The following is a 21,461-nucleotide window of genomic DNA, read 5'->3' as shown; positions in this document are numbered from 1 at the left end:
CGGATCAGGGTGCCGCGATGAGGCGCTCGGCCGCTGCGGGGCGGCGCGAGGAGCGCTTGAGGCCGAGGTGCAGGATCAGCACGCCCGCGGCGGCGACCAGCATCGGCAGGGCGAAGACGGTGAAAGCCGTCCCCATGCCCCAGCCTGCGTCGAAGGCCATCCCGCCGAGAATGGGCGCCATGATGCCGCCGAAGCGACCCATGCCGATGACGATCCCGTAGCCGGTCGAGCGGGCGAGCGTCGGGTAGAGGGTCGGGACGATGGCGTAGAAGCCGGCGGTGCCCGTGGAGACGAAGAAGGACGCGACGAACAGCGCCCACCACGCGCCCGGCAACGCAGGGCCGTTGAGGCCGAAGAACGACAGTGCGGCCGTGGCCAGCACCAGGAAGACCGGCGTCAGGATGCGGACGTTGACGCGGTTGCCGATGACGCCGAACACGACGTTGCCGAGGATTCCGCCGAGGCTGAACGCCATGACGAGCTGCGGCGCGAGTGCGGGGTTCTGGTTCGCGCCCGCGACCGTCGCCGGCGACCAGGTGGTCATGAAGTAGAAGCTGACCATGAAGGCGACGTACGAGACGACCATGAGGAGCGTCTGCCAGAGCAGCGGGCCGCGGGCGATCGTGCGGATCGCGCCGGTCTGCTTGACGACCTCGTCCTCGGACTCGGGGAGGGCGGCCAGGGTCGGCTGGCCCATCCTCCTGAGGAGCACGTTCAGGCGCGGCAGGGAGTCGGCGCGGCGGCCCTCGGCCAGCCAGGCGAGCGACTCGGGCAGCAGGAAGAAGGTGGCGACGGCGGCGAACACGCTGAGGACGAAGCCGACCCACCAGCCGAACTGCCAGCCGTTCGTTCCGAGCATGGGTCCGACGATGAGCGAGCCGAGGAAGCCGCCGATGTTGATCGCGGCCGCATAGATCGCCATCACGAGGGCGTAGACCCGTCGGCCGGTGTACTCGGCGAGGATGACGCCGATCACCGACACCAGCGCGCCGATGCCGACGCCCGTGACGATGCGGCTCACCACGAGCAGCCCGGTGCCGATCTCGGCATTGGCGAACGGGCCGATGAGCATGCCGAGCGCGATGGTCGAGGTCGCGAGCACCCCCATGTTGCGGCGGCCGATGCGGTCGGCGAAGGGGGCGACCACGATCGAGCCGATGAGCATGCCGATGAGGGCGCCGGACAGCACGAGGCCGAGAGCCGTCTTCGACACGCCGAAGTCCTGCTCGATGTACGGCGCCGCGAAGGAGGCGAGCGCCACGTCGTAGCCGTCCAGCACCACGAGGCCGATCGCGATGATGACGGTCCGGATCTGCAGCCCGCTCATGCGCGAGCCGGCGATGTGCTCGGTGATCCTCATGGAGGCCTCTCTGTCTCTGGGATCGGGTGGACCGCTTCTTCGTCGGTCTCCGGGTGGCACGAGTCCGAATGTTCGAACACGAATCTGGAAGGTCGGCTCTAGAACCGTAATTCTAGAATATGTGGATATCATGAGTGCACGACATCCGTACTGTCAAATTCGACCCGTCCAGTGCGGCGCTCACGCCACACGACTCGAGGAGGCTCCATGGCCGCGAGGAAGACGACCCATCAGGCGTCGGCCGAATCCAAGCGCGCGATCCTGGAGGGTGTGCTGTCGCTTGCCGTCGAGGCGGGCTACGAGGGCACCACCATGGCGGCCGTCGCACGCGCGTCTGGTCTGCCGATCGGCTCCGTGTACTGGCACTTCCAGAACAAGGAGCAGCTCTTCGTCGAGCTGCTCGACTACTGCTTCGAGGTGTGGAAGGAGGTGAACCCGCCGAGCGGCACCATGCGGGACCGGCTGCGGCGCAGCATCGCGTCCTCCGCCGCGGCGTCCGGTGGGTCCACGGATCCCGCCGCGGCCTTCTGGAGCATCGGCCTGGTGTTCGCGTTCGAGCGCCGCTTCGCCGACAACCTGGCGCGCCAGCGGTACCTCGCCATCCGCGCCGAGATGTTCGAGCTCATCGCCGGCCGCCTCCAGGACGAGTTCCCGGCTCTGCAGGAGGATGCCGCGCGCGACCTCGCGTTCGACATCGCACGCATGGGCCGCGCCCTCACCGACGGCTTCCGCGTCGCGGCGGCCGCGGGCGACGACACCGACTTCGAACGCGCCGCCGACATGGCCGCGGACGCCCTCGAATACCTCATCAACACGCGGATCATGGAGCTCGCCAATGCCTGACACCCCCGCCGCGCCGGATCCCGCCAGTGCGAAGGTCGCGATCGTCGTCGGAGGCGGCTCGGGCATCGGCAGGGCCTGCGTCCGCGAGTTCGCGGCGAACGGCTACAGGGTCGTCGCGATGTCGCCCTCGGGACGCGCCCGCGAACTCGCCGAATCGCTCGGCGGGGCGGGTGTCGACGGATCGAACACCGACCCCGAGGCGCTGCGAGCCGTCGTCGACCTCGCCATCTCCCGTTTCGGCCGCATCGACGTCGTGATCAACAGCAGCGGGCACGCGGCGCGCGGACCGATCCTCGAGCTCACCGACGACGAGTGGCTCACCGGCATGGACCTGTACCTCATGAACGTCGTGCGCATGGCGCGGCTCGCCACGCCGCACCTCGTCGCCGCGGGCGGCGGCGCGATCGTGAACGTGTCCACTGCCGGCGCGCTCGAGCCGAGCGCGGCATTCCCCGTGTCTGCGACGCTGCGCGCGGCGCTGGCGTCGTTCACGAAGCTCTACGCCACGCAGTACGGTCCCCAGGGCGTCCGCATGAACAACGTGCTCCCCGGTCTCACGAAGGACGATCCGTCGGCCGTGCCCGCGGAGTGGACGGAGGGCATCCCCCTCCGCCGCGCACAGAGCACCGCCGAGTTGGCTCGTGTGATCCGCTTCCTCGCCACCGAGGAGTCGGCGTACATCACGGGCCAGAACCTGCGTGCCGACGGCGGGGAGACCCGCTCGATCTGACCAGCGCTGCGGGGGCGCACTGCGCGCACGCCAACGCAATGGATGCCGTGCCACAGGTCATCAACGGCTGAGAGACTCGGTGCCCCCGCTCGCGCTCAACGAGGCTCCGGATGCCACGACTTGGCGATGATCGTCCACCCGTCCTCGAGCCGGAGGAGTTGCAGATCGTCGATGTAGGCAGCCTCCGCGTCCGCGTCGGCGACGCGCACGAACGCGGTGCTCGCCGTACCGATCGACACGAGCAGCACACCTTCGCCCTCGCGTCGGCGGAGCACGGGCGCACCCGGTTCGCACACCCCCGACCCGCAGACGGCCGCGATGAAGTCGTCGCGGGAGAGGGTCACGAGCCGACCGTCGATCGCTGCGGTCAGCCGGCAGGCCGGATGCATGGCCTGCGCGAGTCGCGCTGCGTTCCCGGTCTCGAATCCCTCGACGTAGTCGGCGACGACGTCGAGGATCTGCCGGAGATCGTCACGGTCCGAACCGGACCGTGTCCCTCGGGTTCCCAGCGCCGCGGGTTCGGCGTCGGCGGTCACCGCAGCACCCGTTCCACCCAATCGGCGATCGCTCGTCCGATCCCGTGGGGGTCGTCCTCGGGCGTCCAGTGGGTGCCGGTGACGCCGATCTCGGTGAGGTTCGCGAACCCCGCGATGGTCTCCGCCCGCCGACCGTTGCAGACCGCACCCGGCACGCCGCGGTAGTGCAGCTTGGGGATGGCCGACCGGGTCATCCAATCCGCCTGGGCTTCCAGGGCAGCCTTGGTGGGCGTATCGACGTTGCCCAGCGGCACGGAACGCGGCCACTCGAGGGTGGGGCGTCGCCCTTCGCCGGGGGTGGCATAGGGGCGCGCGATCTCGTCGAGCTCGACGCTCGAGATGGGCCGGAACACGGCCCGTTGCACGTTGTTCAGGAAGCGATTCTCCTCGAGCACGGCGCGCTCGCCGTCTGGAGTGCGGAGGAACTCGAACTCCGGTCGGATCGGCTCGGGCCAGTCCGACCATTCGAACGGCGGCAGGATCGCCTCGCCGAACACGATCCCGCGCACGCGCGACGTGTTGCGCATCGCCCAGTCGATGGCGAGGTTCGACCCCCAGTCGTGTCCGATGAGGGTGACGTCGGCGCCGAGGTCGAGGTGCTGCAGGAGCCCGTCGAGGTAGCGTGCGTGTTCGGTGAACGAGTAGCGTCCGGGGCCGGAGTCCGGGAGCTTCTCGGAGTCGCCGGCGCCGATGAGGTCCACCGCGACGACCCGACCGAGCGGACGGACGTGAGGCAGGACATTCCTCCAGAGGTACGACGACATGATGTCGCCGTGCACGAACACGAACGCCGGTCCCGCCCCCTCGTCGATCACGGCCATCTCCCGCCCGTGGGCGAGGACGCGCTTCTTCGTCGCATACGGCTCGACCGCGAACGGCCCGCGAGCGTCGACCTCGATCGACTCGGCCGTGCCTGGACGCAGCCACCGCAGTCGGCCGGCGAGGCCTGCGGCTCCGAAGGCGGCGGTGATCTCCGAGGACCCTTCGGTGAAGTGATCCCACGAGGAGAAGTGGATCGGGACGACGACGTCCGCCGCGAGGAACCCGGCGAATTCCGCGGCCTGCGCACCGTCCATCGTGATGAGCTCGTCGCCGAGCGCCGCGATTCGTGCAGCGCCGAGGTGGAGGACGGCGATGCCGATGGCGAACCGCTGCCCGATCACGTCGAGTGCCGAGTCGTAGACGGTATCACCGCTCAGATACAGCGCCCCATCCTCATCCGGCGATTCGAGCACGAAGCCGATGACCTCCGCGCCGGTGTCTCCGTGGTCCGCCGGCATTGCGGTGACCCTGACCGACCGCCCACGGAAGGTGAGTTCCGTCGACTCCCAGGGTGCCAGCCCGATCGCGGATTCGCCGAGCCGGCCGGCTGCAGCCACGGTCGTCACGGTCGGGCGCCCGGCGAGCAGGGTTCGGCCGGTCGCGTCGAGGTTGTCGACGTGCTCGTCATGGCTCAGGAGGACGGCATCGATGTCGGGGAGTTCCTCGAGGGTCAGCGCGGGGCCCTCGGTCGAGCGGAGCGTGATCGGGCCGAGGTCGTACTCGGTGGGCGGGTCGAGCACGGGATCGGTGATGAACCGGATGCCCCCGAACTCGATGATCACCGTCGCCGTGCCGACGTGGGTGAGGGTCGTCTTCATGTGCAGTACTTCCTTGTCTCAGGTCCGGTCGGGTCGGGGGCGGGGTCGTCCGAGCGCTCAGTTCCTGAGCGCGAGGATGGCTTCCATCGCGGAGGCCCCCGGCCCCTGCGGGCAGTACCAGCCGCGTACGAGGGCGCGCGCCGCCGCTTGGGGCCGGCCGAGTCCGAGCTTGCGGCGGACGCGGGCGACGTGCGTGTGCACCGTTCGGACGCTCACCCGCAGCGCCGTCGCGATCTCGGCGTCGGTGTCGCGCACGATGAGCTGCGTGAGCACATCGAGTTCAGCGGGCGTGAGCCCGGATGGAAGCTCGGTCGGATGCGCCCGAAGGCGAACGTCGAACGACGGGGGCCCGTGGCCGGCCCGCCGGAGCGCGTCGATCTCGACCGCCAACCAGATCTGATCGAATCTCCAGAGGAAGGGCAATCGCTCGGCGCCATGGCGTCGCATGAGTGCCATGATCTCGTCGAGGTCTCGATCGGCTTTGAGCTTCATCCGGCGGGCACCAACCCGTCCGGCACGCCCTGGTAGACGACGGGCACGCGGAAGCGGTCGAGTGCAGCGGCGCCGACCGAGGTGTGCAACGGCGACGTGGTCGACGGCCACGGCCCGCCGTGATGCATCGCGCGGTTGACCGCGACTCCGGTGGGCCACCCGTTCCAGACGACGCGTCCGGCGATGCGCGTGGCGACCGTGACCAGGCGTCGCGCAAGCTCCGCATCCTCGTGTTCTGCGTGGATGGTCGCCGTGAGCGAGCCCTCGATCGATGAGAGCGCGTCGACCAGGTCCCTGTCCCTGCCGACCTCCACGAGGACGGCCGCAGGACCGAACATCTCGTCCGCCAACTGCGGCGCGGATCGGAAGGTCGCCAGATCCGTCTTGAGCACCGTCCCCGCACCGCCCGTGCAGACGACTTCGGCGACCGCGGTGGCCGCGCCGAGACTGGCATCGAAGGCCGACGCGATCGCCTCGGTGAGCAGCCGATTCGCCGAGCGTCGACGGATCGCCCTCCGGAGGAGCCCCTCGAATTCGTGGTCCGCGGGGAGGAAGACGACACCCGGTTTCGTGCAGAGCTGTCCACTCCCGAGCAGGAAGGAGTCGACGAATCCCTGCGCGATCTCGGCTCTCCGTTCGCGGAGGGCGGCGCTCGTGATCACGACCGGGTTGATGCTCCCCAGCTCACCGTAGAAGGGAATGGGGTCGGGTCGCCTCGTCGCGGCGTCGAAGAGTGCACGTCCGCCGGACGGCGAGCCGGTGAACGCGGCGGCACGGATCGCGGGGTCGCCGACGAGCCGGACCCCCGCATCGAAGCCGTTCACCACGGCGAACGCTCCGTCGACGGATGCCTCATCGCTGAGCGCCTGCCCGACCAGCGCCGCGGTCATGGCGGACGTCTCGGGATGGCCGGGATGGGTCTTCACCACCACCGGGCATCCGGCGGCGAGCGCCGATGCGGTGTCGGTGCCCGCGACTGAGAACGCGAACGGGAAGTTCCCCGCTGCGTAGACGGCGACCGGGCCGATCGGGCGGGTCCGTCGAAGGAAGCCCTGCTCGACGACCTCGGCGGCCGCAGCACGCACGCCCTCCGCTCCGAGGAAGCGCAACTGATGCACGGTGCGGTCCAGTTCCGCGTCAAGACGATCCTCGGCGAGCGCCGTCTCGGCGGCGGCCACCTCGCGCAGTTCTGCGCGTGACCCCTCGATGCGGTCTGCGATGCGCTCGAGCCAGGACCGACGCGTCTCGGGGTGCGCGACGGCGAGCGTCGGGGCCGCAAGCGCGGCGCGACGAGTGAAGGCGGCCAGGGCGTCGGCCGTGGTGTCTGCGGGCACGGCGCTCCGGGCCGTTGCGGTCGATGCCGGCTCGGTCATCGTGTGCCCCGTTCGCGCGCGGCGGCGTCGGATCCGGGCACCGCGGCGGTCACGACGACGACCTCGTCGGGCGCGATCGTCACCTCACCGGTGAGCGGCTCCGGGGGAAGTCCGATGCGGTGCACGGTGAGCAGCTCGCCGGCGTCGGCTCGGCGCCGGATCCGCACCGTCCGGGCGCCGGTCTCGAAGTGGTTCAGCACGAGCGCTTCGCCACGTCCGTCCCAGGACGCATGGGCGGACGAGGACACCGCGTCGGGCTCCTCCACGATCCATCCCCACGGGTCGACGAGCGAGCTCTCCCAGATCCACCCTCGGAGGCCGCGGCGGAACTCGAGTGCGCGACGCACGTACTCGGAGGTGACGGGCACGTCCGATGCGGAGCCGTGCATCCAGGCCGGTTCCAGCGAGATGATGTGCCCGAACCTGAGCGAGTTGTTCACGAGCCCGAAGTCGTGCGGGCCGGTGACCGCACACGTCTGCCGGTGTTCGGGGAAGACCGCGGCGAACGTCGGCAGGTGGTCACCCGTGAAGTAGCGCGCGTACGAGGCGTTCGCGAACCGAGGCGTGCGATCCCAGTGCGATTCGGCGGCGAGGCAGAAGTCCTCCCGCTCGCGTCGCCCCTCCTCGAGCAGCTCCTCCATCGCGGACTGGAGTCCGACGGCAAGCGTCGTGGCCGGCGTTCCGGGCGCGTCGGGGTTGTAGTCCATGCCGAAGAATCCACCGCCGAGTACCTTGTCGAGCTGGATGCCCGCGGGATGCCGGTCGAGGATGCCGCGCATCTCCCTCATCCAGCGTTCGCGGAATCCGTCGTGCGCAGGGTTCATCCATGCCATCCGGTACCCGGACAGCTGCTCGATCCCGGTGGTGGTGTTGTAGTCCCAACCCACCGTGGCGTAGTGATGGCCGTGCGGGTCGGTGATGGCGTAGCCGCGGAGCGACTCCCACTCGGGGGTCTCGAGGTTCGCCACTTGGAGGTTGCCGAACACGAGCACCTTCACGCCGAGCTCCTCGCAGGCCCGCAGCGCCTCGGTGAATTCCTCTGACGTCCCGAGCCGGGGGTCGGTGGAGTAGTCGGGGTAGTTCCGGTCGAGGCCCCCGTCATGCCAGCCGCAGATCTGGATGACGCGGATGCCGGCCGTCCGCGCATCTTCGGCGAGCGCAGGGAGATCCGAGTACCGGAAGCCGATCTCCCCGTCGGGATAGCTGATGATGGTCGACTGCCAGGCATCCTCCTCGGCCAGCCAGCTGCGGGGAGCGGGGTCGAAGTGCTCGTCCCACCACTCCCGGAAGATGCGCGCGCCGGACCACCATGTGCCGTCGTGGAATCGCAGGACCACGGGTGCCGACGTCCACGTGCCTCCGGTCGTCAGGAAGGGGAACGACGACCATGCCGCCGTGAGCCCGATGGGCGTCTCCTGGCCGAGGACGGTCGGGTCTGGCCAGACCTGCCGGTCGCCGCGGTACACCGGGCCCGGGAAGAGCTGGAGCTGGAACACCGCGTGCGCACCGGCCGGATCGTGGATGCCGAGGTAGAGACCGCGCCGTGCACCTTTGGCGTAGACATCGACCCACGGCATGCCGGACTTCGTGTGGTACGGGAGGAGCCAGACGGGGTTTCGCGGTCCGAGGTAGGTCCCGGGGAACTCCGTGAAGACCTCGAACTCGTCGCCGGGCCCGAGCGGCCCGGGATGGTGCAGCTTCCACTCGTCCTCGTCGGGGCGACCGAGCCCGCCAAGGGCGGGCGACACGACCTCCTCGACCTGATGAGGGCTTCCGTTGCGCAGTGCGGTGACGACCTCGACGCCCGTGCGCGCGAACCGCCAGGTCTGCGTCACGTCGATGTCGAGGTCGCCGACGACATCGCTTCGGATCCCGTGCCAGGTCAGCTGCAGCTCGCCGTCGCCGACGTCGAACGACGAGAGCAGCTGTTCCCGCCCGCTGACGTAGTGGTGCCGGAGTTCGGGCAGCGGTATCAGAAGGCGCCAGTTCTCGGCCAGCGTCTGTTCGACCACGAAGGAAGTCCCCGCGACGGCGTCTTCGAGGGCGAGCAGGACACCGGTCTGGTGGCCGAAGGACAGTCTGATGTGCTCGTCGGCGAAGTCGATCGATCCGGTCATCGCGTGATGCTCCTAGTCTCCGTGCGGGGTCGGTCGGTTCTCGCGGTCCTCGAAGCGTTCCCTCGCCTCGGCGCTGATCCGTGTGGACGCTCCCGGCGTCAGTGGGAGTCGCAGTCGCCCGCGGTCCACGTGCACGGGCTCGGCGAACAGCTCGAGGCCCCAGGGGAGGTACTCGACCATGGCCTCTCGACCGGCACCGACGCCGCCGATGAGGTGCTGGTGGACCTGCATCATGTCGCCCGCGTGCGGGACGACCCATCGTGAGGCTTCCTGCGCGGCATGCGCCACGCGTAGCCACTCGGTGATGCCGGCCACCCGAGTCACGTCGACCTGCACGACATCCACCGCACCGGCATCGAGGAACGTGGCGAAGCTCTCGGCCGAGTAGACGCTCTCGCCGAGCGCGATCGGAAGGGCGCCGGTCTGCGCGAGTCGGGCGTGCCCGAGCACGTCGTCGGGATGTAGCGGCTCCTCGAGCCATCCGATGCCGAGGTCCGCGAGGGGACGTAGTGCGCGAAGCGCGGTGACGCGATCCCAGCGCTGGTTGACGTCGACCATCAGTTCGACGTCGGCGGGGAGTGCCTCGCGGACTGCGGCGACGCGGGCGAGATCGGTTCGGAGCGACGGCCCGCCGACCTTCATCTTCACTTTCGTCCAGCCGGCCTCGACCATGCCCTGCATGTCGTCGATCAGTTCGTCGACCGTGAAGTTCAACCACCCGCCGTCGGTGTTGTAGGTCTCGAGCACGGGATGCCGCCCGCCGAGCAATTGCCACAGTGGCATGCCTGCGCGTTGTGCCGCCAGGTCCCAGAGCGCGATGTCGACCATCGCCTGAGCCATGTGTGCGACACCCGCCCGGCCCACCCAGTGCAGTGGCGACCAGTACGCGTCCTGCCAGATCGCACCGATGAGCGCGGCGTCCGCGCCGCGCAGGCGTGGCGCCAGGTACTCGACGATCGCACGGACCACCAAGTCCTCACCCGTCCAGAGCCCGGAGTACCCGGTGCCGACCAGCCCATCGGCGGTCGTGATCTCGACGACCGGGACGACCCAGTGCGTGCGGTCGTAGATGGAGTCGGAGAGCGGTCGACGCAACGGGGGGCGGAGCACATAGGTTTCGATACGCTCGATACGAGAACCCGTCGTCCGTCCGGCGTGAGGGACTTCCTGCAGCTCGGTGGTCATGCCTCGCCCGCCCCGTACACGATGAGTTGCACGATCTCCTCCACGGTGGTCTCGCTTCGTCGTCGGATGCCGGCCAGTCGCCCGAGATGGAGGACCGCGAAGCGGTCGGCGAAGTCCCAGACCTGCTGCAGGTTGTGACTGATGATGATGACGGCGCATCCGCTGTCTCGCAGCTCGTGGGCGAGGTCCATCACCTTCGCGGATTCGCTGACTCCGAGCGCTGCCGTCGGCTCGTCCATGATGATCAGTTCGGCGCCGGAGACGACCGTTCGGGCGACGGCGACGGCCTGTCGCTGCCCCCCTGACATCACGCCCACCGCGACGCCGCTGGCCGGTAGGTGTCCCAGCTTCAGGCCCTCGAGTACCCGACGGCTCTCCGCGACGTTGCGCTTGACGTCGATGAAGGGGCCTTTCGTGTACTCCCGCCCGAGGAAGAGATTGGCGGCGACATCCCTGGTGTCGACGAGCGCGAGATCCTGGTACACGGTGGCGATGCCGGCGGCCTTGGCATCGGCCGGCGAATGGAATCGCTGCGGGATGCCGCGCATGCGGATCTCGCCGGTGTCGTTGGCGTAGAGGCCGCTCAGGATCTTGATCAGGGTGGACTTGCCGGCGCCGTTGTCGCCGAGCAGTGCGAGCACCTCACCCGGCGCGATGTCGAAGCTGACATCGGTGAGCGCCTGGATGTGGCCGAACGACTTGGAGATCCCCTGCACCGAAAGCAGGGGGGCGCCTGTGGGAACGCGGTCGATGGTCATCGTGATCGCCTCTTCCGTCGGATCGCTTCCATCACGACGGCGAGCACGAGCACGGCGCCGTTGACGAGCTGCTGGTAGTAGGACTGCACCCCGAGCAGCACGAGGCCATTGGCGAGCACGCCGATGATGAGCACACCCACGAAGGTGCGCTGCACCGACCCCGTGCCGCCACCGAGGCCGATGCCGCTGAGCAGCACAGCACCGAGCACCGTGAACATGTCGGCCGCTCCATAACTCGGATCCCCGGCTCCGGTGCGCCCGAGGACGATCACCCCGGCGAGCACCGCGAGCGACGAACTGATGACCAGCACCGTGTAGTAGATGCGCTTGACGGGGATCCCGGCGCGAAGTGCGGCGGAGCTGTTGCCGCCCACGGCGTAGATGTGGGCGCCGAGCTTCGTCTTCGCAAGCAGCACCCATCCCGCGACGTAGACCGCGATGGCGATGAGCATCGGCACCGGGAGGCCGAACACCCTGACGTTCACCCAGCTGAACGCGGCGGGATCCGGGAGAGGGATGACCTGTCCGTTCGCGAGGAGGTACGCCGCGCCGGTGACGGCGGTGCCCACGGCGAGGGTGCTGATGATGCTGGAGATGTTCAGGTTCACGATCAGCACGCCGTTGAGGATGCCGACGAGGAGTCCTGCGACCACCGCCCCCAGCACGGCCACCGCCGCGGGCAGTCCGGCTCCGGTGAGCACGGCGACCAGCACGGCCGTGACCGCGATGACCGAACCGAACGAGATGTCGAGTTGACCGGCGATGAGCGCGATCGTGACACCTGCGGCGAGGATGCCCGTCTGGGCCACGGCCTGCCCGATGTTCAGGAGGTTGCCCACCGTGAGGAAATACGGAGACGCGATGCTGAACACGATGACCAGCACGCCGAGGGCGATGTAGATCCCGACGTCGAGGATGCGGTCGATGGGATCCGATTTCGGTTTCGGCGGCGGTGAGGTGGGCGGGGTGCCCTGCTGGGCGACGGTGGTCGCGGTCATGTCAGTCCTCCGGGTACAACTCGGCGACGTTGTCGCGAGTGATGACGCGGTCGGGTGCCGGAATGACGAACTCCTCGTCCATCGAGAGGGCGATCGCCGCTTCGACCCATCGCCAACCCGCACCCCACGGATTCAGGTCGACCTCGCCCACGATGATGCCGTCGTCGTTCTTGAAGGCCGACCGGCCGACCTCATCGGCGCCGATCGTGACGATGCGAACGTCGTCCTGGCGACCTGCGGCCTGGACCGCCTGCAGGGCACCCACGCCCGCCTGGTCGTTCATCGCGACCACCGCGAGCACCTGATCGGGATGCGCGGTGAGGAAGTCCGCCATGATGCGAGTCCCGTCGGCGACCGTCGCCGACTTGCCGAGATCGGGGAACTCCGCGGAGGCCGGCTGAATGCCGGCCGCCTCGAATCCCTCGAGGCCGCTCTCGACGCGTTCCATCGTCGTCGGGATCGCGGCCTGGCCGAGACCGACGAACACGAGCTCGCGACCCGCCCACTCGTCTTCGAGCAGCGGCGCAACGCCGTCCGCGAGCACCGTTCCGGCGAGCATCCCGGTCTCGCGCTCGGGAGTACCGATGAAACCGTCGGCGCCCTCGATGGGGATGCCGCTCGCGAGGAGCTTCACGCCGTCGGCTCGCGTGCGGTCGACGAGCCCGGCGCCGGACGGCGTGAGGATGCCGACCACTTCGGGCTCGAAGACGGCAAGCGTGTCGTACTTGTTCACCGCGTCGGCGAAATTGAAGTTGCCGAGGTCTGCCTCGTGCAGGTCGACGCCGTAGAAGTCGGCAGCGGCTTTGTAGCCATCGCTCATCGCCTTGAAGAACGATGTCGCCAGCGACGGGTTGATGTAGGCGAGGTTCAGGTCGTCGGGCAGCTGCTTGGGCACCGAGAACACGGATGTCACATCGTGGATGCCGGTGGCATCCGTCACGTCCTGTTGCGTGTACCGGCCTTCGCCGGCCGCCGCGGCGGGTTCTGCGGAATCGTTCGAGGCGGTCGCGCAACCGGCCATCAGCAGCACCGTCGCTGAGATGGCCAGGGCGGACGACAGCCCGGAGATGTGCTTCACGTTGGAGCCTCCTGTCAAAGGGGAGTCGGGTTACAGAAGGAATATCATGCATGATCGGGTTGCACAAGCCTCATTCTTGACGGCAAGGATTGAGATTCGCCTCCAGAAGATGCATGATGTATTCCTATGAGCACACTCACGGTCCCAGGCCGGGCCAGGCCCTCGCGTGTCGACGAGGCCTTCGAGTTCATCGCGGAACGGATCTTCGCGCAGGATGTCGAACCCGGCGACTACCTTCGAATCGATGCTCTGGCCAGCGAACTGGAGATGAGCATCACGCCCGTGCGTGAGGCGCTGAACCGCATTGCGGCCGTCGGCCTCGCCCGGGCCGACGCCAACCGCGGGTACCGCGTCGCTCCGCTGCTCGACTCCTCGGCGTTCCACCGACTCTTCTCGGCACGCCACGCCATCGAGATGGCGGCCGCCCGAGGAGCGGACGACCGGCCATTGGCCTGGGTGCGCGACCTCCAGCAGTCCGACGTCGATCGCCTCGCCGAGCTGGTCGACCGGATGAATTCGATCGAGCATCGCGGTTCGTACGAGCAGTACTCCGCGTTCAGCCGGCTCGACAGCGACCTGCATCGCGAGATCGTGCGGCTGTCGGGGAACGAGTTCCTGCTCTCGGCATGGCAGAGCCTGCACTTCCACCTCCACGTCAGTCGGCTCTACACCGGGGTCGGCGTCATCGACTTCGACGAGGCGCAGGCCGAGCACCACGCGCTCGTCGACGCGCTGAACGACCGCGACGGCGAGTTGTTCGTGTTTCTCAGCGACAAGCACATCCGTCGGGCGGAGAAGCGGCTGTCGCATCTGCTTCCGGTCCTGCAGACCGAGGCACCGGAGCGTTGACACCAACGACTGACTGGCAGTGAACGACCGCCAGTCGGACCGACTGAGAGGAGACCCGGTTGCCCGACGAGTCGACGATGACCCACGGCGCCCTGTCCAGGCTGACGAACGAGCACGTGCGAGACGCGGCTGCACTGGTGCGCACCGGTCGCGTGTACGACCTCGGCCAGGAACTCAGCGAGCGGGTGCCGCAGGGCGCCCCCGGTGCGTTCACGCCGTTCTCGTTCACCTGGCGCACGACGCCCGAGGAATGCGTGCGTGCCGGGCACGCGCACGAGTTCGCCGCCGAGACGATCACCGGCGCCCTCCACGTGAGCACCCACATCGACGGACTCGCCCACGTCTCCGCGAACGGCCGGATCTTCGGCGGCGCCGCGGTGGGCGACGTCCGCCGCGACCGCGGATTCAGCGTGCACGGCATGGAGCGCGTGCCGCCGATCGTCGGCCGTGCTCTCGTGCTCGACGTCGCCGGAGTCCTCGGACGCGACCCGCTGCCCGACGGATACGAGGTCACTGTCGACGACATCCGGCGAGTGCTCGATGCGACCGAGCTGTCCATCCGCTTCGGTGACATCGTCTGCATTCGCACCGGCAAGTCGCGCCAGTACCTCAGCGATCCCGACGCCTACCAGGCAGCACAACCCGGCATCGGACCGGACGCAGCGATCTGGCTCCACGAGCAGGGCATGGCCGTGCTCGGCACCGACACCACCGGGACCGAACCGCTGCCGTTCCCCGACGAATCACACACCACCCACAAGGCGATGCTCGTCGATCGCGGCGTGCACCTCATCGAGAACCTCACGCTCGAAGAGGTCGCCGACGACGAGGTCGCCGTGGGCATGCTCGTGTGCCTGCCGCTGAAGATCACCGGCGCAACGGGCTCCTGGGTGCGACCGGTGCTGATGTGCTGACCGCGACGAACGGCCCGATCCGTATCGGCCTGATCGGCGCCGGCGCCGCCGGCCGACTGCACGCGAGCGCGATCGCTGCGGTTCCCGGCCTCGCACTCGTCGGCGTCGCCGACATGCGAGCCGAGCGGGCCGCCGACCTCGCCGGACGCTTCGACGCCCGGGGCGCCGGTATCGACGAGCTGCTCGACGCCGACGACGTCGATGCCGTGTTCATCGCCGCGCCGACCGCCGTGCACCTGCCGATCGCACGACGGGCGATCGGGTCCGGCAAGCACGTCTTCGTCGAGAAGCCCGTGGCCGAGCACCCCGACGAGATTCGCGCGCTCGAACGCGTCGCGCGAGAGGCAGGAGTGGTCATCATCCCCGGCCACAACTACCTTCACCAGCCCGAGTGCGCCAGACTCGTCCGGCACGTGCACGACGGCATGATCGGCAGGACCAGGTCACTCCATATCTCGTACGCCATTCGCCACGACGAGGAACTCGCCGGTCACTACGGAGGGGTGCTCCGCGAAGTCATGGTGCACCACGCGTACATCGCACTTGCGACCCTCGGCCGGCCGGACCGGGTGCACGGCGGCGTGTCCACGACCGGATGGTCCCGGCTCGACTCCGACGACCAGGCGTGGATGGTATGGGAGTACGACGACGGCACGCTTGCGATGCTGTACGGCACGTTCGCGGTCGACGACCTCGGCCCCGACCCGGGCACCTTCTCGGTCAAAGCGCTCGGGACGACGGGAACGACGTCGTACTCGTGGCGCAGCGCCACGACCATCGACCCCGACGGCCCCTTCACCTTCGGCATGCCGCTGTACGTCGAGACCTACGAGCATCAGGCTCGCGCGTTCCGCGACGTGCTCCGCGGCGAGGCCGAACCGGCTTCCACCCTCGACGACGCCGCCGTGGTCGCCGAGGTCATCGACGCCGTCTCGATGAACGCAACGACCACTCGCGGCATCCGCCCGCCGACCGACAGAGAGGACCAGACATGACCAGCGCCACGACGATCGTTCCCCGAGGAGACCTGCGCTCGACCCTCGAGCACGACCCGTGGGCACCGCTGCAACGGTCCGCGGAGTCCTTCCCCGACGGAGCTCCCGCCCGAGTCGAGATCCCCAGCGTCGAAGGGCCGGCGTGCCTCGAGGCGGTCCTCGACGAAGCAGCACGGCTCGACGTCCCGGTGACCCGGGCGTCGCAGGGGTCCGGTGTGGGTATGCTCACCGATCGCGAGATCCGGCGGATGGCCGACATCGCCGCATCCGCGGGGGTGGAGGTCTCGCTGTTCGCGCGGCCCGGTGCAGGTTGGGATGCCTCCGCGATGAGCTCCTCGGCCGCAGGCGCTGCCATCGCCGCGGCGGCACGAGGACCCGAGCAACTCGCTGCCGCCGTCAACCAGATCCGCCGCGCGGCCGACCTCGGTATCCGCAGCGTGCTCGTGGCGGACTTCGGCGTTCTCGCAGTGTTCGGCGAGCTCAAGCGGAGCGGCGACCTCCCGGCTGACATGCAGGCGAAGACATCGGTGATGCTGCCGATCGCGAATGCCGCGACGGCCGCTGTCGCAGAACGGCTCGGCGCCTCGACCATCAACGTGCCGACCGACCTCACCCTGGCGCAGATCGCAAGCCTGCGCAGGGCGACCTCGTTGCCACTCGACGTGTACGTCGAGGCGCCCGACAACATCGGCGGGTTCGTCCGACACCACGAGATCGCCGACCTCATCGCCGCGGCGGCGCCGATGTACGTGAAGTTCGGGTTGCGCAACGCACCGGACGTGTACCCATCGGGAAGCCACCTCGAGGCGACGACGATCTCGCTCGCCCGGAGTCGTGTGCGCCGGGCGCGCCTCGGTCTCGACGAGGTCGAGCGTTCTGGAGCCGAGATCGCCTTCTCCCGACCGCACGCCGCCGGCTTGGCGCTGCCCGTGTCGTGATGCGCCTGCGTATCCGGCGGCCGAACGGGGAACGCCGGTGGGGAGGGGAACGGCCCGCTGTCGGGTCGTTCCCCCAGTCAGCCGGCGGTGACGGAGAACAGGTCCACCGGGAGGCGCACCGATCGACGGTGCCGGCCGGGCCCGACTGATTCGTCAGCCACGCCGGGCAACCGAAGCACCGCGGCGGTTCCTTCCGGCACCTCGGCGACCACCGTGAACGTTCCTGATTCGACGGACCACCGCACCGCTGCCCTGCCGTGCGGCGTCTCGAGGCTCGTCTCGGCCCAGTCGATCCCACCGCCGGGCCGGGGCGCCACGAGGATGCGTCGGTACCCGGGCTCGAGCGCAGCCAGGCCTCCGACCGTCCGGTGCAGCCAATCGACGACAGCACCGAGCGCGTAGTGGTTGAAGCTCGTCATCTCGCCGGGGTTGATGCTGCCGTCGGGCAGCATCGAATCCCAACGCTCCCAGATGGTGGTCGCACCCATCGTCACGGGGTACAGCCAGGACGGGCAATCCCGCTGCAGCAGGAGCCGGTACGCGTCGTCGAGGTACCCCGTTCGAGTCAACGCGTCCATGACGTAGGGGGTTCCGGCGAAACCGGTGGAGATGCGGTGTCCACTCGCACGAACGAGTTCCGCGAGCCGCGCCCCGGCCGCACGGCGATCGGCTTCCTCGAGGATGTCGAACGCGATCGCGAGCGCGTACACGGTCGTGCAGTCGCTCACGATCCGGCCGGAGTCGAGGTAGTGCTGCGTGAATGCGGCGCGGAGTCCCTCGGCCATCCCCCGGAACTCGCGGACGGCTGCGTCCTCGCCGAGCGCACCGGCGGCACGCGCGACCAGTGATGCCGTCCGGTACGCGCAGATCGTCGCGACCACTCCGCGATCCGCCTTGGCCTCCCATGGAGCCGAGGGCGGCGCATCGGGGTCGAGCCAGTCGCCGAACTGGAAACCCGTGTCCCACAAACCGTTCGGCGACAGCAGCCCCCGTACGCGCCGCGCATGGCTGACCATGGACGGCCACTGCTCCTCCAGCACCCGGCGATCGCCGTACGCCATCCAGACCGCCCACGGCACCCAGACGGCGGCGTCGCTCCAGATCGCGGTCGTCTCATCCTTGAGAAGGGACGATCCATGGTCGATGTACTTGACGACATCGGGCACGACGAACGGCACCCGCCCGTCGTGATGCTGCTGCTCCAGGGCGAGGTCGTGCAGCCAGTCCCTCAGGAAGTCGCCCGCGTCCGCGAGGAACACAGCGCTGGGCGCGAACACGGCGATGTCACCTGTCCAGCCGAGACGTTCATCGCGTTGGGGACAGTCGGTCGGCACGTCGAGGAAGTTGCCGCGCATGCCCCAGACGGCGTTCTCGTGCAGGCGATTGAGCAGTGGGTCGGATGTCGCGAATCGGCCGATCCTCCGCAGGTCGGACGTCACGACGACGGCGGCGAGCCCGCCATGCGCGCGGAGTGCCGCCGCACCCCCCGGCCAGCCCTCGACCTCCGCATAGCGGAATCCGTGGAACGTGAACGTCGGCTCGAACACGTCGAACCCGCCCGACAGGGTGTATCGATCCGTTGCGTCCGCCGTGCGGAGGGGCCGCGTTCCGAGTTCACCCTGCTCCAGCACCTCGGCATGATGCAACGTGAGGGTGCTGCCCTCCTCGCCTGCGACCTCGACACGAACCCAGCCGACGAGGTTCTGCCCGAAATCGACGAGCACCGTTCCCCGGTCGGATTCCCAGACTCGCACCGGTGCGATCGCCTCCTGCCGTCGCACGGGCGGCCCGAGATATGGCGTGAGCCGCGCGACGTCGAAGTCGAGCGCATGCACACCACTCCAGGCATCGTGGTCGAAGCCGGGTCGCAGCCACGCATCGCTGCGCCGGCGGGCATCGATGCTCTGACCGTCGTAGAGGTCGTTGGCGGTCGTGGGCGAAGGTCCGGCCGTCCACGAGTCGTCGGTGCCGACCACCTGCACATGTCCATCCGCGAAGCTCACGCGGAGTTCGGCGAACGCCCCGAGTTCGTCACCGTAGTATCCGGATCCCCCGGTCCAACCGAGGCGTCCCCGGTACCAGCCGTTGCCGGCCGCGAGTCCGATCACCGTCGTCGGGGCGACGAGCGCAGTGACATCCCACTCCGCATAGCGCACGCGCCATTCATAGCTCGTCCATCCCGGCGTGAGCAGTTCGTCGGAGGCCGCGGAACCGTTCACCCAAGCCTCGACGACCCCCAGTGCCGACACGCGCAACGTGGCCGCCACGACATCCCCGTGCCCGTCATCGAGCTGGAACTCCCCCCGGAACAACGGAGCACCGTCGAAGTCGGTGTCGGCGGCGATCATGCGGGCACGCCACGCGATCATCGGCAGGGCGGACTCCATCTCAACGGCGGTCACCGATACACGGTAAGCAGGATCGTCGCTCGTCGGCATCCGCATTAATGCCGATTCCTCGGCCGGGCCGGCCGTTCCACGTGTTCGCCCATAGTGCTTGCAATCCAATATCACTTCGACGACATTCGGATCATGGTGTCGGCGCCGCGGAGCACTCGATCTCGAGGTACTCGATCGGACGAGCCCGCTTCCGATCGGCGGAACGAGTTCAGCGGAGTCCATGCGCACCGCAGCCCTCAACGGATCATCGACTGACTCGTCGCTCTCTGCCGGGTCGATATGCAGAAGGTGGACCGGCGAACGCGCTGCCGCCCGCGACCGGAACAATCGGCGAGCGGATGCCGCGCCCGAACGCTCAATGCATGTTGTCGTTACCGGTCACGTGCACGGCGTAACCGTCGCATCCCGCGTCCTCCCAGCGATAGGCGGCACCGGTGCCTGCGTCACCGTACATCGCGTCCCACCATTCGTCCGTGCCGTCGTCGAACGCACCGAAGCCCTCCTCGGCCATGCACGACGCGATCGCCTCCTGGAACGCCGCCCACTCCTCCTCCTCGGTCAACGCGTTCGGGTCGGGTTCGGGCAGGGGCGCGGAGAGCGGGGTTCCGGCCGCCCGGGCGACCTCCACGGCGTGATCGCCCACCCCAAGGCATCCTCGCCGTTGCCAGTCTGAAGCGGGCGCCGACCAGGACTCGCGCGCCTCGCCGTAGAACGCGTTGAGCCAGATGATCGACTGCTCGTAGCTCAGCCCGCGCGGCTGCCGATCCTGATTGAGCCACGGCGCCGCGGGCAGGTAGTCTACGCCCTTCTCGGCCATGCACTCGGCGATGACCTGCTCGCGCCCCATGTACTCGGACTGGTCCTCGATCGACACGAGCTCGGAGTGGAACAGCTCCGTGGCCGGTGGGTCGACGGTGGCCCCGCTCGCTTCCTCGCCGTCGAGGCCCCCGGTCTCGCCCGCCGCCACGACTTCGGTACCCGGCGGCTCGAACAGCGAGATCCCGAACGCACCGGTGACGGTGAGGGCGACCGCGGCGGCGCAGACCGCGATGCCGGCCATCGCGACCGGGGCGGCCAGCCGCCTGACGTTCACGACGACGCCTCCTCCGACCGACCGGCGGCCGCGTTCGGTGAGGACCACCACGCGGCCATCGAGAGGAAGAAGAGCACGGCCGCTCCGGTCGCGACCCGGTTCAGGAGCACCATCTGCGCGGTCGAGGTCGAGAAGTACGCCGTGAAGGTCAGGCTCGTCTCCATGAGCGCATAGGTGCCGAAGCGAATGAGCAGGTACGCCGCGACCGCGAGCACGAGGCCGGCGAACGCGCGCCGCCGGGCGACCATGAGCAGCCATGACCCGACGAGCGCCAAGACGAGGCCGACGACCGAGAGCTCGGCGACGTCGGCCGCGCCGCGCCAGTCGCCGATGAGCAGGCTGCGCGCGATGCGCCAGACGATGAACCCGCCCCAGGCGACGAGTGCGATCGCGGCCAGGTGCGCGAGCGTCGGCATCGCGATCGGGAACGTGCCCCTCGGTGCGCCGAGCGCGGCGCGGCGCAGCCGCGACCCACGCCAAGCCAGGTCGGCCGGGATGCCGCGGATCGCCCTCCAGAGGATCGACCCCGTCGCCCGGGCGCCCGCGTGCTCGCGCTCCTCATACAGGTCGGAGGCGAGTTCGGCCCGGCGCTCGGCCGCGACATCCTCGGGCAGGTCGGCGGTGTACCACCGACACCACGCGAGCACCGCTCCGTCGACGCTCCCAGCCGCCTGGTGACGAGTGCGAGCGGATGCCTCGAGCTCGACCCCCTCGCCGGGCCCGAACGTGACGGGACTCATGCGAAGGCGGTTCTCGGGCTCGGTGCGGGCGTGGCCCGCTGCTCCGTCTCCGCCCGATAGGCGACCGCTCCCGCGCCGGTCACCCGGTAGAGCCGCCGTCGAGGACGACCCTCGTTCGCGGCGATGCCCGGATCCTCCCACACCGACTCGACGAGGCCGCGTTCGGCGAGGCGGGCGAGCGCCTTGTACAGGGTGCCGTGCGCGGTGAGCGCCGTGGCTCCGGTGCGATCCGCCATGCGCTTGGCGAGCGCGAAGCCGTAGAAATCGCCGTCCTCGGCCTGGAGTTCGATACCCGAGCCGAGAATGCCGACCTCGAGGTCGACCAGCCGCCCTTCCCGTCTGCGTGGCATGCACCCAGCATAGGAAGATATCGACGAGAAGTATAGGAAGATATCGTGGTCGGCTATAGGAAGATATCTGCCC

General features: G+C 69.0%; 20 protein-coding genes. 6 read left to right on the top strand and 14 right to left on the bottom strand.

The annotated features are described in order from the left end of the window. Positions 1-4: 4 nt before the first annotated feature. Entirely contained in the window at positions 5-1,360 is a 1,356-nt protein-coding gene (locus EZM51_RS14480; protein ID WP_136709015.1) for an MFS transporter, read from the bottom strand. 207 nt (positions 1,361-1,567) lie between these two features. Here EZM51_RS14480 and EZM51_RS14475 point away from each other — a divergent pair, with 207 nt between their 5' ends. Together EZM51_RS14475 and EZM51_RS14470 are read left to right on the top strand one after the other, a co-directional pair. After that, on the top strand, positions 1,568-2,203 hold the full coding sequence (locus EZM51_RS14475; protein ID WP_136709014.1) for a TetR/AcrR family transcriptional regulator: 636 nt from the start codon (positions 1,568-1,570) through the stop codon (positions 2,201-2,203). Beyond that, positions 2,196-2,933 (top strand): SDR family oxidoreductase, encoded by a 738-nt coding sequence (locus EZM51_RS14470; protein WP_136709013.1) that lies wholly within the window; start codon positions 2,196-2,198, stop codon positions 2,931-2,933. The genes EZM51_RS14475 and EZM51_RS14470 overlap by 8 nt, the downstream gene beginning before the upstream one ends. A 95-nt stretch (positions 2,934-3,028) precedes the next feature. Here EZM51_RS14470 and EZM51_RS14465 read toward each other — a convergent pair whose 3' ends face one another. The 9 genes from EZM51_RS14465 to EZM51_RS14425 form a co-directional block, all read right to left on the bottom strand. Next, positions 3,029-3,469 carry a nuclear transport factor 2 family protein gene (locus EZM51_RS14465; protein ID WP_169053923.1) on the bottom strand — a complete coding sequence of 147 codons (441 nt, stop codon included), beginning with the start codon at positions 3,467-3,469 and terminating at the stop codon, positions 3,029-3,031. Further along, entirely contained in the window at positions 3,466-5,109 is a 1,644-nt protein-coding gene (locus tag EZM51_RS20610) for a haloalkane dehalogenase (protein ID WP_169053922.1), read from the bottom strand. The genes EZM51_RS14465 and EZM51_RS20610 overlap by 4 nt, the downstream gene beginning before the upstream one ends. Positions 5,110-5,166: 57 nt before the next feature. Next, positions 5,167-5,601 (bottom strand): helix-turn-helix transcriptional regulator, encoded by a 435-nt coding sequence (locus tag EZM51_RS14455; RefSeq protein ID WP_136709011.1) that lies wholly within the window; start codon positions 5,599-5,601, stop codon positions 5,167-5,169. Continuing rightward, positions 5,598-6,974 (bottom strand): aldehyde dehydrogenase family protein, encoded by a 1,377-nt coding sequence (locus EZM51_RS14450; RefSeq protein WP_136709010.1) that lies wholly within the window; start codon positions 6,972-6,974, stop codon positions 5,598-5,600. Before EZM51_RS14450 ends, EZM51_RS14455 begins: the two co-directional genes overlap by 4 nt. Beyond that, entirely contained in the window at positions 6,971-9,091 is a 2,121-nt protein-coding gene (locus EZM51_RS14445; protein ID WP_136709009.1) for a DUF6259 domain-containing protein, read from the bottom strand. The genes EZM51_RS14450 and EZM51_RS14445 overlap by 4 nt, the downstream gene beginning before the upstream one ends. Before the next feature lie 12 nt (positions 9,092-9,103). Beyond that, the gene (locus EZM51_RS14440; protein WP_169053921.1) at positions 9,104-10,201 is read right to left on the bottom strand and encodes a mandelate racemase/muconate lactonizing enzyme family protein; all 1,098 of its coding nucleotides are present in this window, start codon (positions 10,199-10,201) and stop codon (positions 9,104-9,106) included. A 71-nt stretch (positions 10,202-10,272) separates the two neighbouring features. Continuing rightward, positions 10,273-11,034, bottom strand: coding sequence for an ATP-binding cassette domain-containing protein (locus EZM51_RS14435; RefSeq protein WP_136709007.1), 762 nt, complete (start codon positions 11,032-11,034; stop codon positions 10,273-10,275). Next, positions 11,031-12,032: an ABC transporter permease gene (locus EZM51_RS14430; protein WP_136709006.1), complete on the bottom strand. Its 1,002-nt coding sequence runs from the start codon at positions 12,030-12,032 to the stop codon at positions 11,031-11,033. The genes EZM51_RS14435 and EZM51_RS14430 overlap by 4 nt, the downstream gene beginning before the upstream one ends. Position 12,033: 1 nt before the next feature. Then, on the bottom strand, positions 12,034-13,110 hold the full coding sequence (locus EZM51_RS14425; RefSeq protein ID WP_136709005.1) for a sugar ABC transporter substrate-binding protein: 1,077 nt from the start codon (positions 13,108-13,110) through the stop codon (positions 12,034-12,036). Between the two features lie 126 nt (positions 13,111-13,236). Between EZM51_RS14425 and EZM51_RS14420 the strand changes: the two genes are divergently transcribed. Genes EZM51_RS14420 through EZM51_RS14405 form a run of 4 tightly spaced genes read left to right on the top strand, consistent with a single transcriptional unit; the run spans position 13,237 to position 16,806 of the window. Next, positions 13,237-13,959, top strand: a complete 723-nt coding sequence (locus EZM51_RS14420) for a GntR family transcriptional regulator (protein ID WP_136709004.1) — start codon at positions 13,237-13,239, stop codon at positions 13,957-13,959. Positions 13,960-14,018: 59 nt separating this feature from the next. Then, a complete protein-coding gene (locus EZM51_RS14415) occupies positions 14,019-14,873 on the top strand; it encodes a cyclase family protein (RefSeq protein ID WP_136709003.1) in 855 nt (284 codons plus the stop codon). Further along, positions 14,810-15,868: a Gfo/Idh/MocA family oxidoreductase gene (locus EZM51_RS14410; RefSeq protein WP_169053920.1), complete on the top strand. Its 1,059-nt coding sequence runs from the start codon at positions 14,810-14,812 to the stop codon at positions 15,866-15,868. Before EZM51_RS14415 ends, EZM51_RS14410 begins: the two co-directional genes overlap by 64 nt. Next, positions 15,865-16,806, top strand: coding sequence for a U32 family peptidase (locus EZM51_RS14405; protein ID WP_136709001.1), 942 nt, complete (start codon positions 15,865-15,867; stop codon positions 16,804-16,806). The genes EZM51_RS14410 and EZM51_RS14405 overlap by 4 nt, the downstream gene beginning before the upstream one ends. 77 nt (positions 16,807-16,883) lie before the next feature. Here the strand turns inward: EZM51_RS14405 and EZM51_RS14400 are convergent, their stop codons facing one another. From EZM51_RS14400 to EZM51_RS14385, 4 genes are all read right to left on the bottom strand, one after another. Then, entirely contained in the window at positions 16,884-19,154 is a 2,271-nt protein-coding gene (locus EZM51_RS14400) for a family 78 glycoside hydrolase catalytic domain (RefSeq protein WP_136709050.1), read from the bottom strand. Positions 19,155-19,560: 406 nt separating this feature from the next. Further along, positions 19,561-20,298: a hypothetical protein gene (locus EZM51_RS14395; protein WP_136709000.1), complete on the bottom strand. Its 738-nt coding sequence runs from the start codon at positions 20,296-20,298 to the stop codon at positions 19,561-19,563. Beyond that, a complete protein-coding gene (locus tag EZM51_RS14390) occupies positions 20,295-21,038 on the bottom strand; it encodes a hypothetical protein (protein ID WP_136708999.1) in 744 nt (247 codons plus the stop codon). Before EZM51_RS14390 ends, EZM51_RS14395 begins: the two co-directional genes overlap by 4 nt. Beyond that, positions 21,035-21,388, bottom strand: a complete 354-nt coding sequence (locus tag EZM51_RS14385) for a helix-turn-helix transcriptional regulator (RefSeq protein WP_136708998.1) — start codon at positions 21,386-21,388, stop codon at positions 21,035-21,037. Before EZM51_RS14385 ends, EZM51_RS14390 begins: the two co-directional genes overlap by 4 nt. Positions 21,389-21,461: the final 73 nt, after the last annotated feature.

This window comes from Agromyces sp. H66, from assembly GCF_004959775.1.
Classification (GTDB): domain Bacteria; phylum Actinomycetota; class Actinomycetes; order Actinomycetales; family Microbacteriaceae; genus Agromyces.
The sequence above is the reverse complement of the archived record's forward strand: the minus strand, read 5'-3'. Positions and strand labels throughout refer to the sequence as shown.

Coding starts and splice junctions, on each gene's coding strand:
- EZM51_RS14480 (WP_136709015.1), bottom strand. CDS start 1,360: ATGAGGATCACCGAGCACATCGCCGGCTCGCGCATGAGCGGGCTGCAG.
- EZM51_RS14475 (WP_136709014.1), top strand. CDS start 1,568: ATGGCCGCGAGGAAGACGACCCATCAGGCGTCGGCCGAATCCAAGCGC.
- EZM51_RS14470 (WP_136709013.1), top strand. CDS start 2,196: ATGCCTGACACCCCCGCCGCGCCGGATCCCGCCAGTGCGAAGGTCGCG.
- EZM51_RS20610 (WP_169053922.1), bottom strand. CDS start 5,109: ATGAAGACGACCCTCACCCACGTCGGCACGGCGACGGTGATCATCGAG.
- EZM51_RS14455 (WP_136709011.1), bottom strand. CDS start 5,601: ATGAAGCTCAAAGCCGATCGAGACCTCGACGAGATCATGGCACTCATG.
- EZM51_RS14450 (WP_136709010.1), bottom strand. CDS start 6,974: ATGACCGAGCCGGCATCGACCGCAACGGCCCGGAGCGCCGTGCCCGCA.
- EZM51_RS14445 (WP_136709009.1), bottom strand. CDS start 9,091: ATGACCGGATCGATCGACTTCGCCGACGAGCACATCAGACTGTCCTTC.
- EZM51_RS14435 (WP_136709007.1), bottom strand. CDS start 11,034: ATGACCATCGACCGCGTTCCCACAGGCGCCCCCCTGCTTTCGGTGCAG.
- EZM51_RS14430 (WP_136709006.1), bottom strand. CDS start 12,032: ATGACCGCGACCACCGTCGCCCAGCAGGGCACCCCGCCCACCTCACCG.
- EZM51_RS14420 (WP_136709004.1), top strand. CDS start 13,237: ATGAGCACACTCACGGTCCCAGGCCGGGCCAGGCCCTCGCGTGTCGAC.
- EZM51_RS14405 (WP_136709001.1), top strand. CDS start 15,865: ATGACCAGCGCCACGACGATCGTTCCCCGAGGAGACCTGCGCTCGACC.
- EZM51_RS14400 (WP_136709050.1), bottom strand. CDS start 19,154: ATGATCGCCGCCGACACCGACTTCGACGGTGCTCCGTTGTTCCGGGGG.
- EZM51_RS14390 (WP_136708999.1), bottom strand. CDS start 21,038: ATGAGTCCCGTCACGTTCGGGCCCGGCGAGGGGGTCGAGCTCGAGGCA.
- EZM51_RS14385 (WP_136708998.1), bottom strand. CDS start 21,388: ATGCCACGCAGACGGGAAGGGCGGCTGGTCGACCTCGAGGTCGGCATT.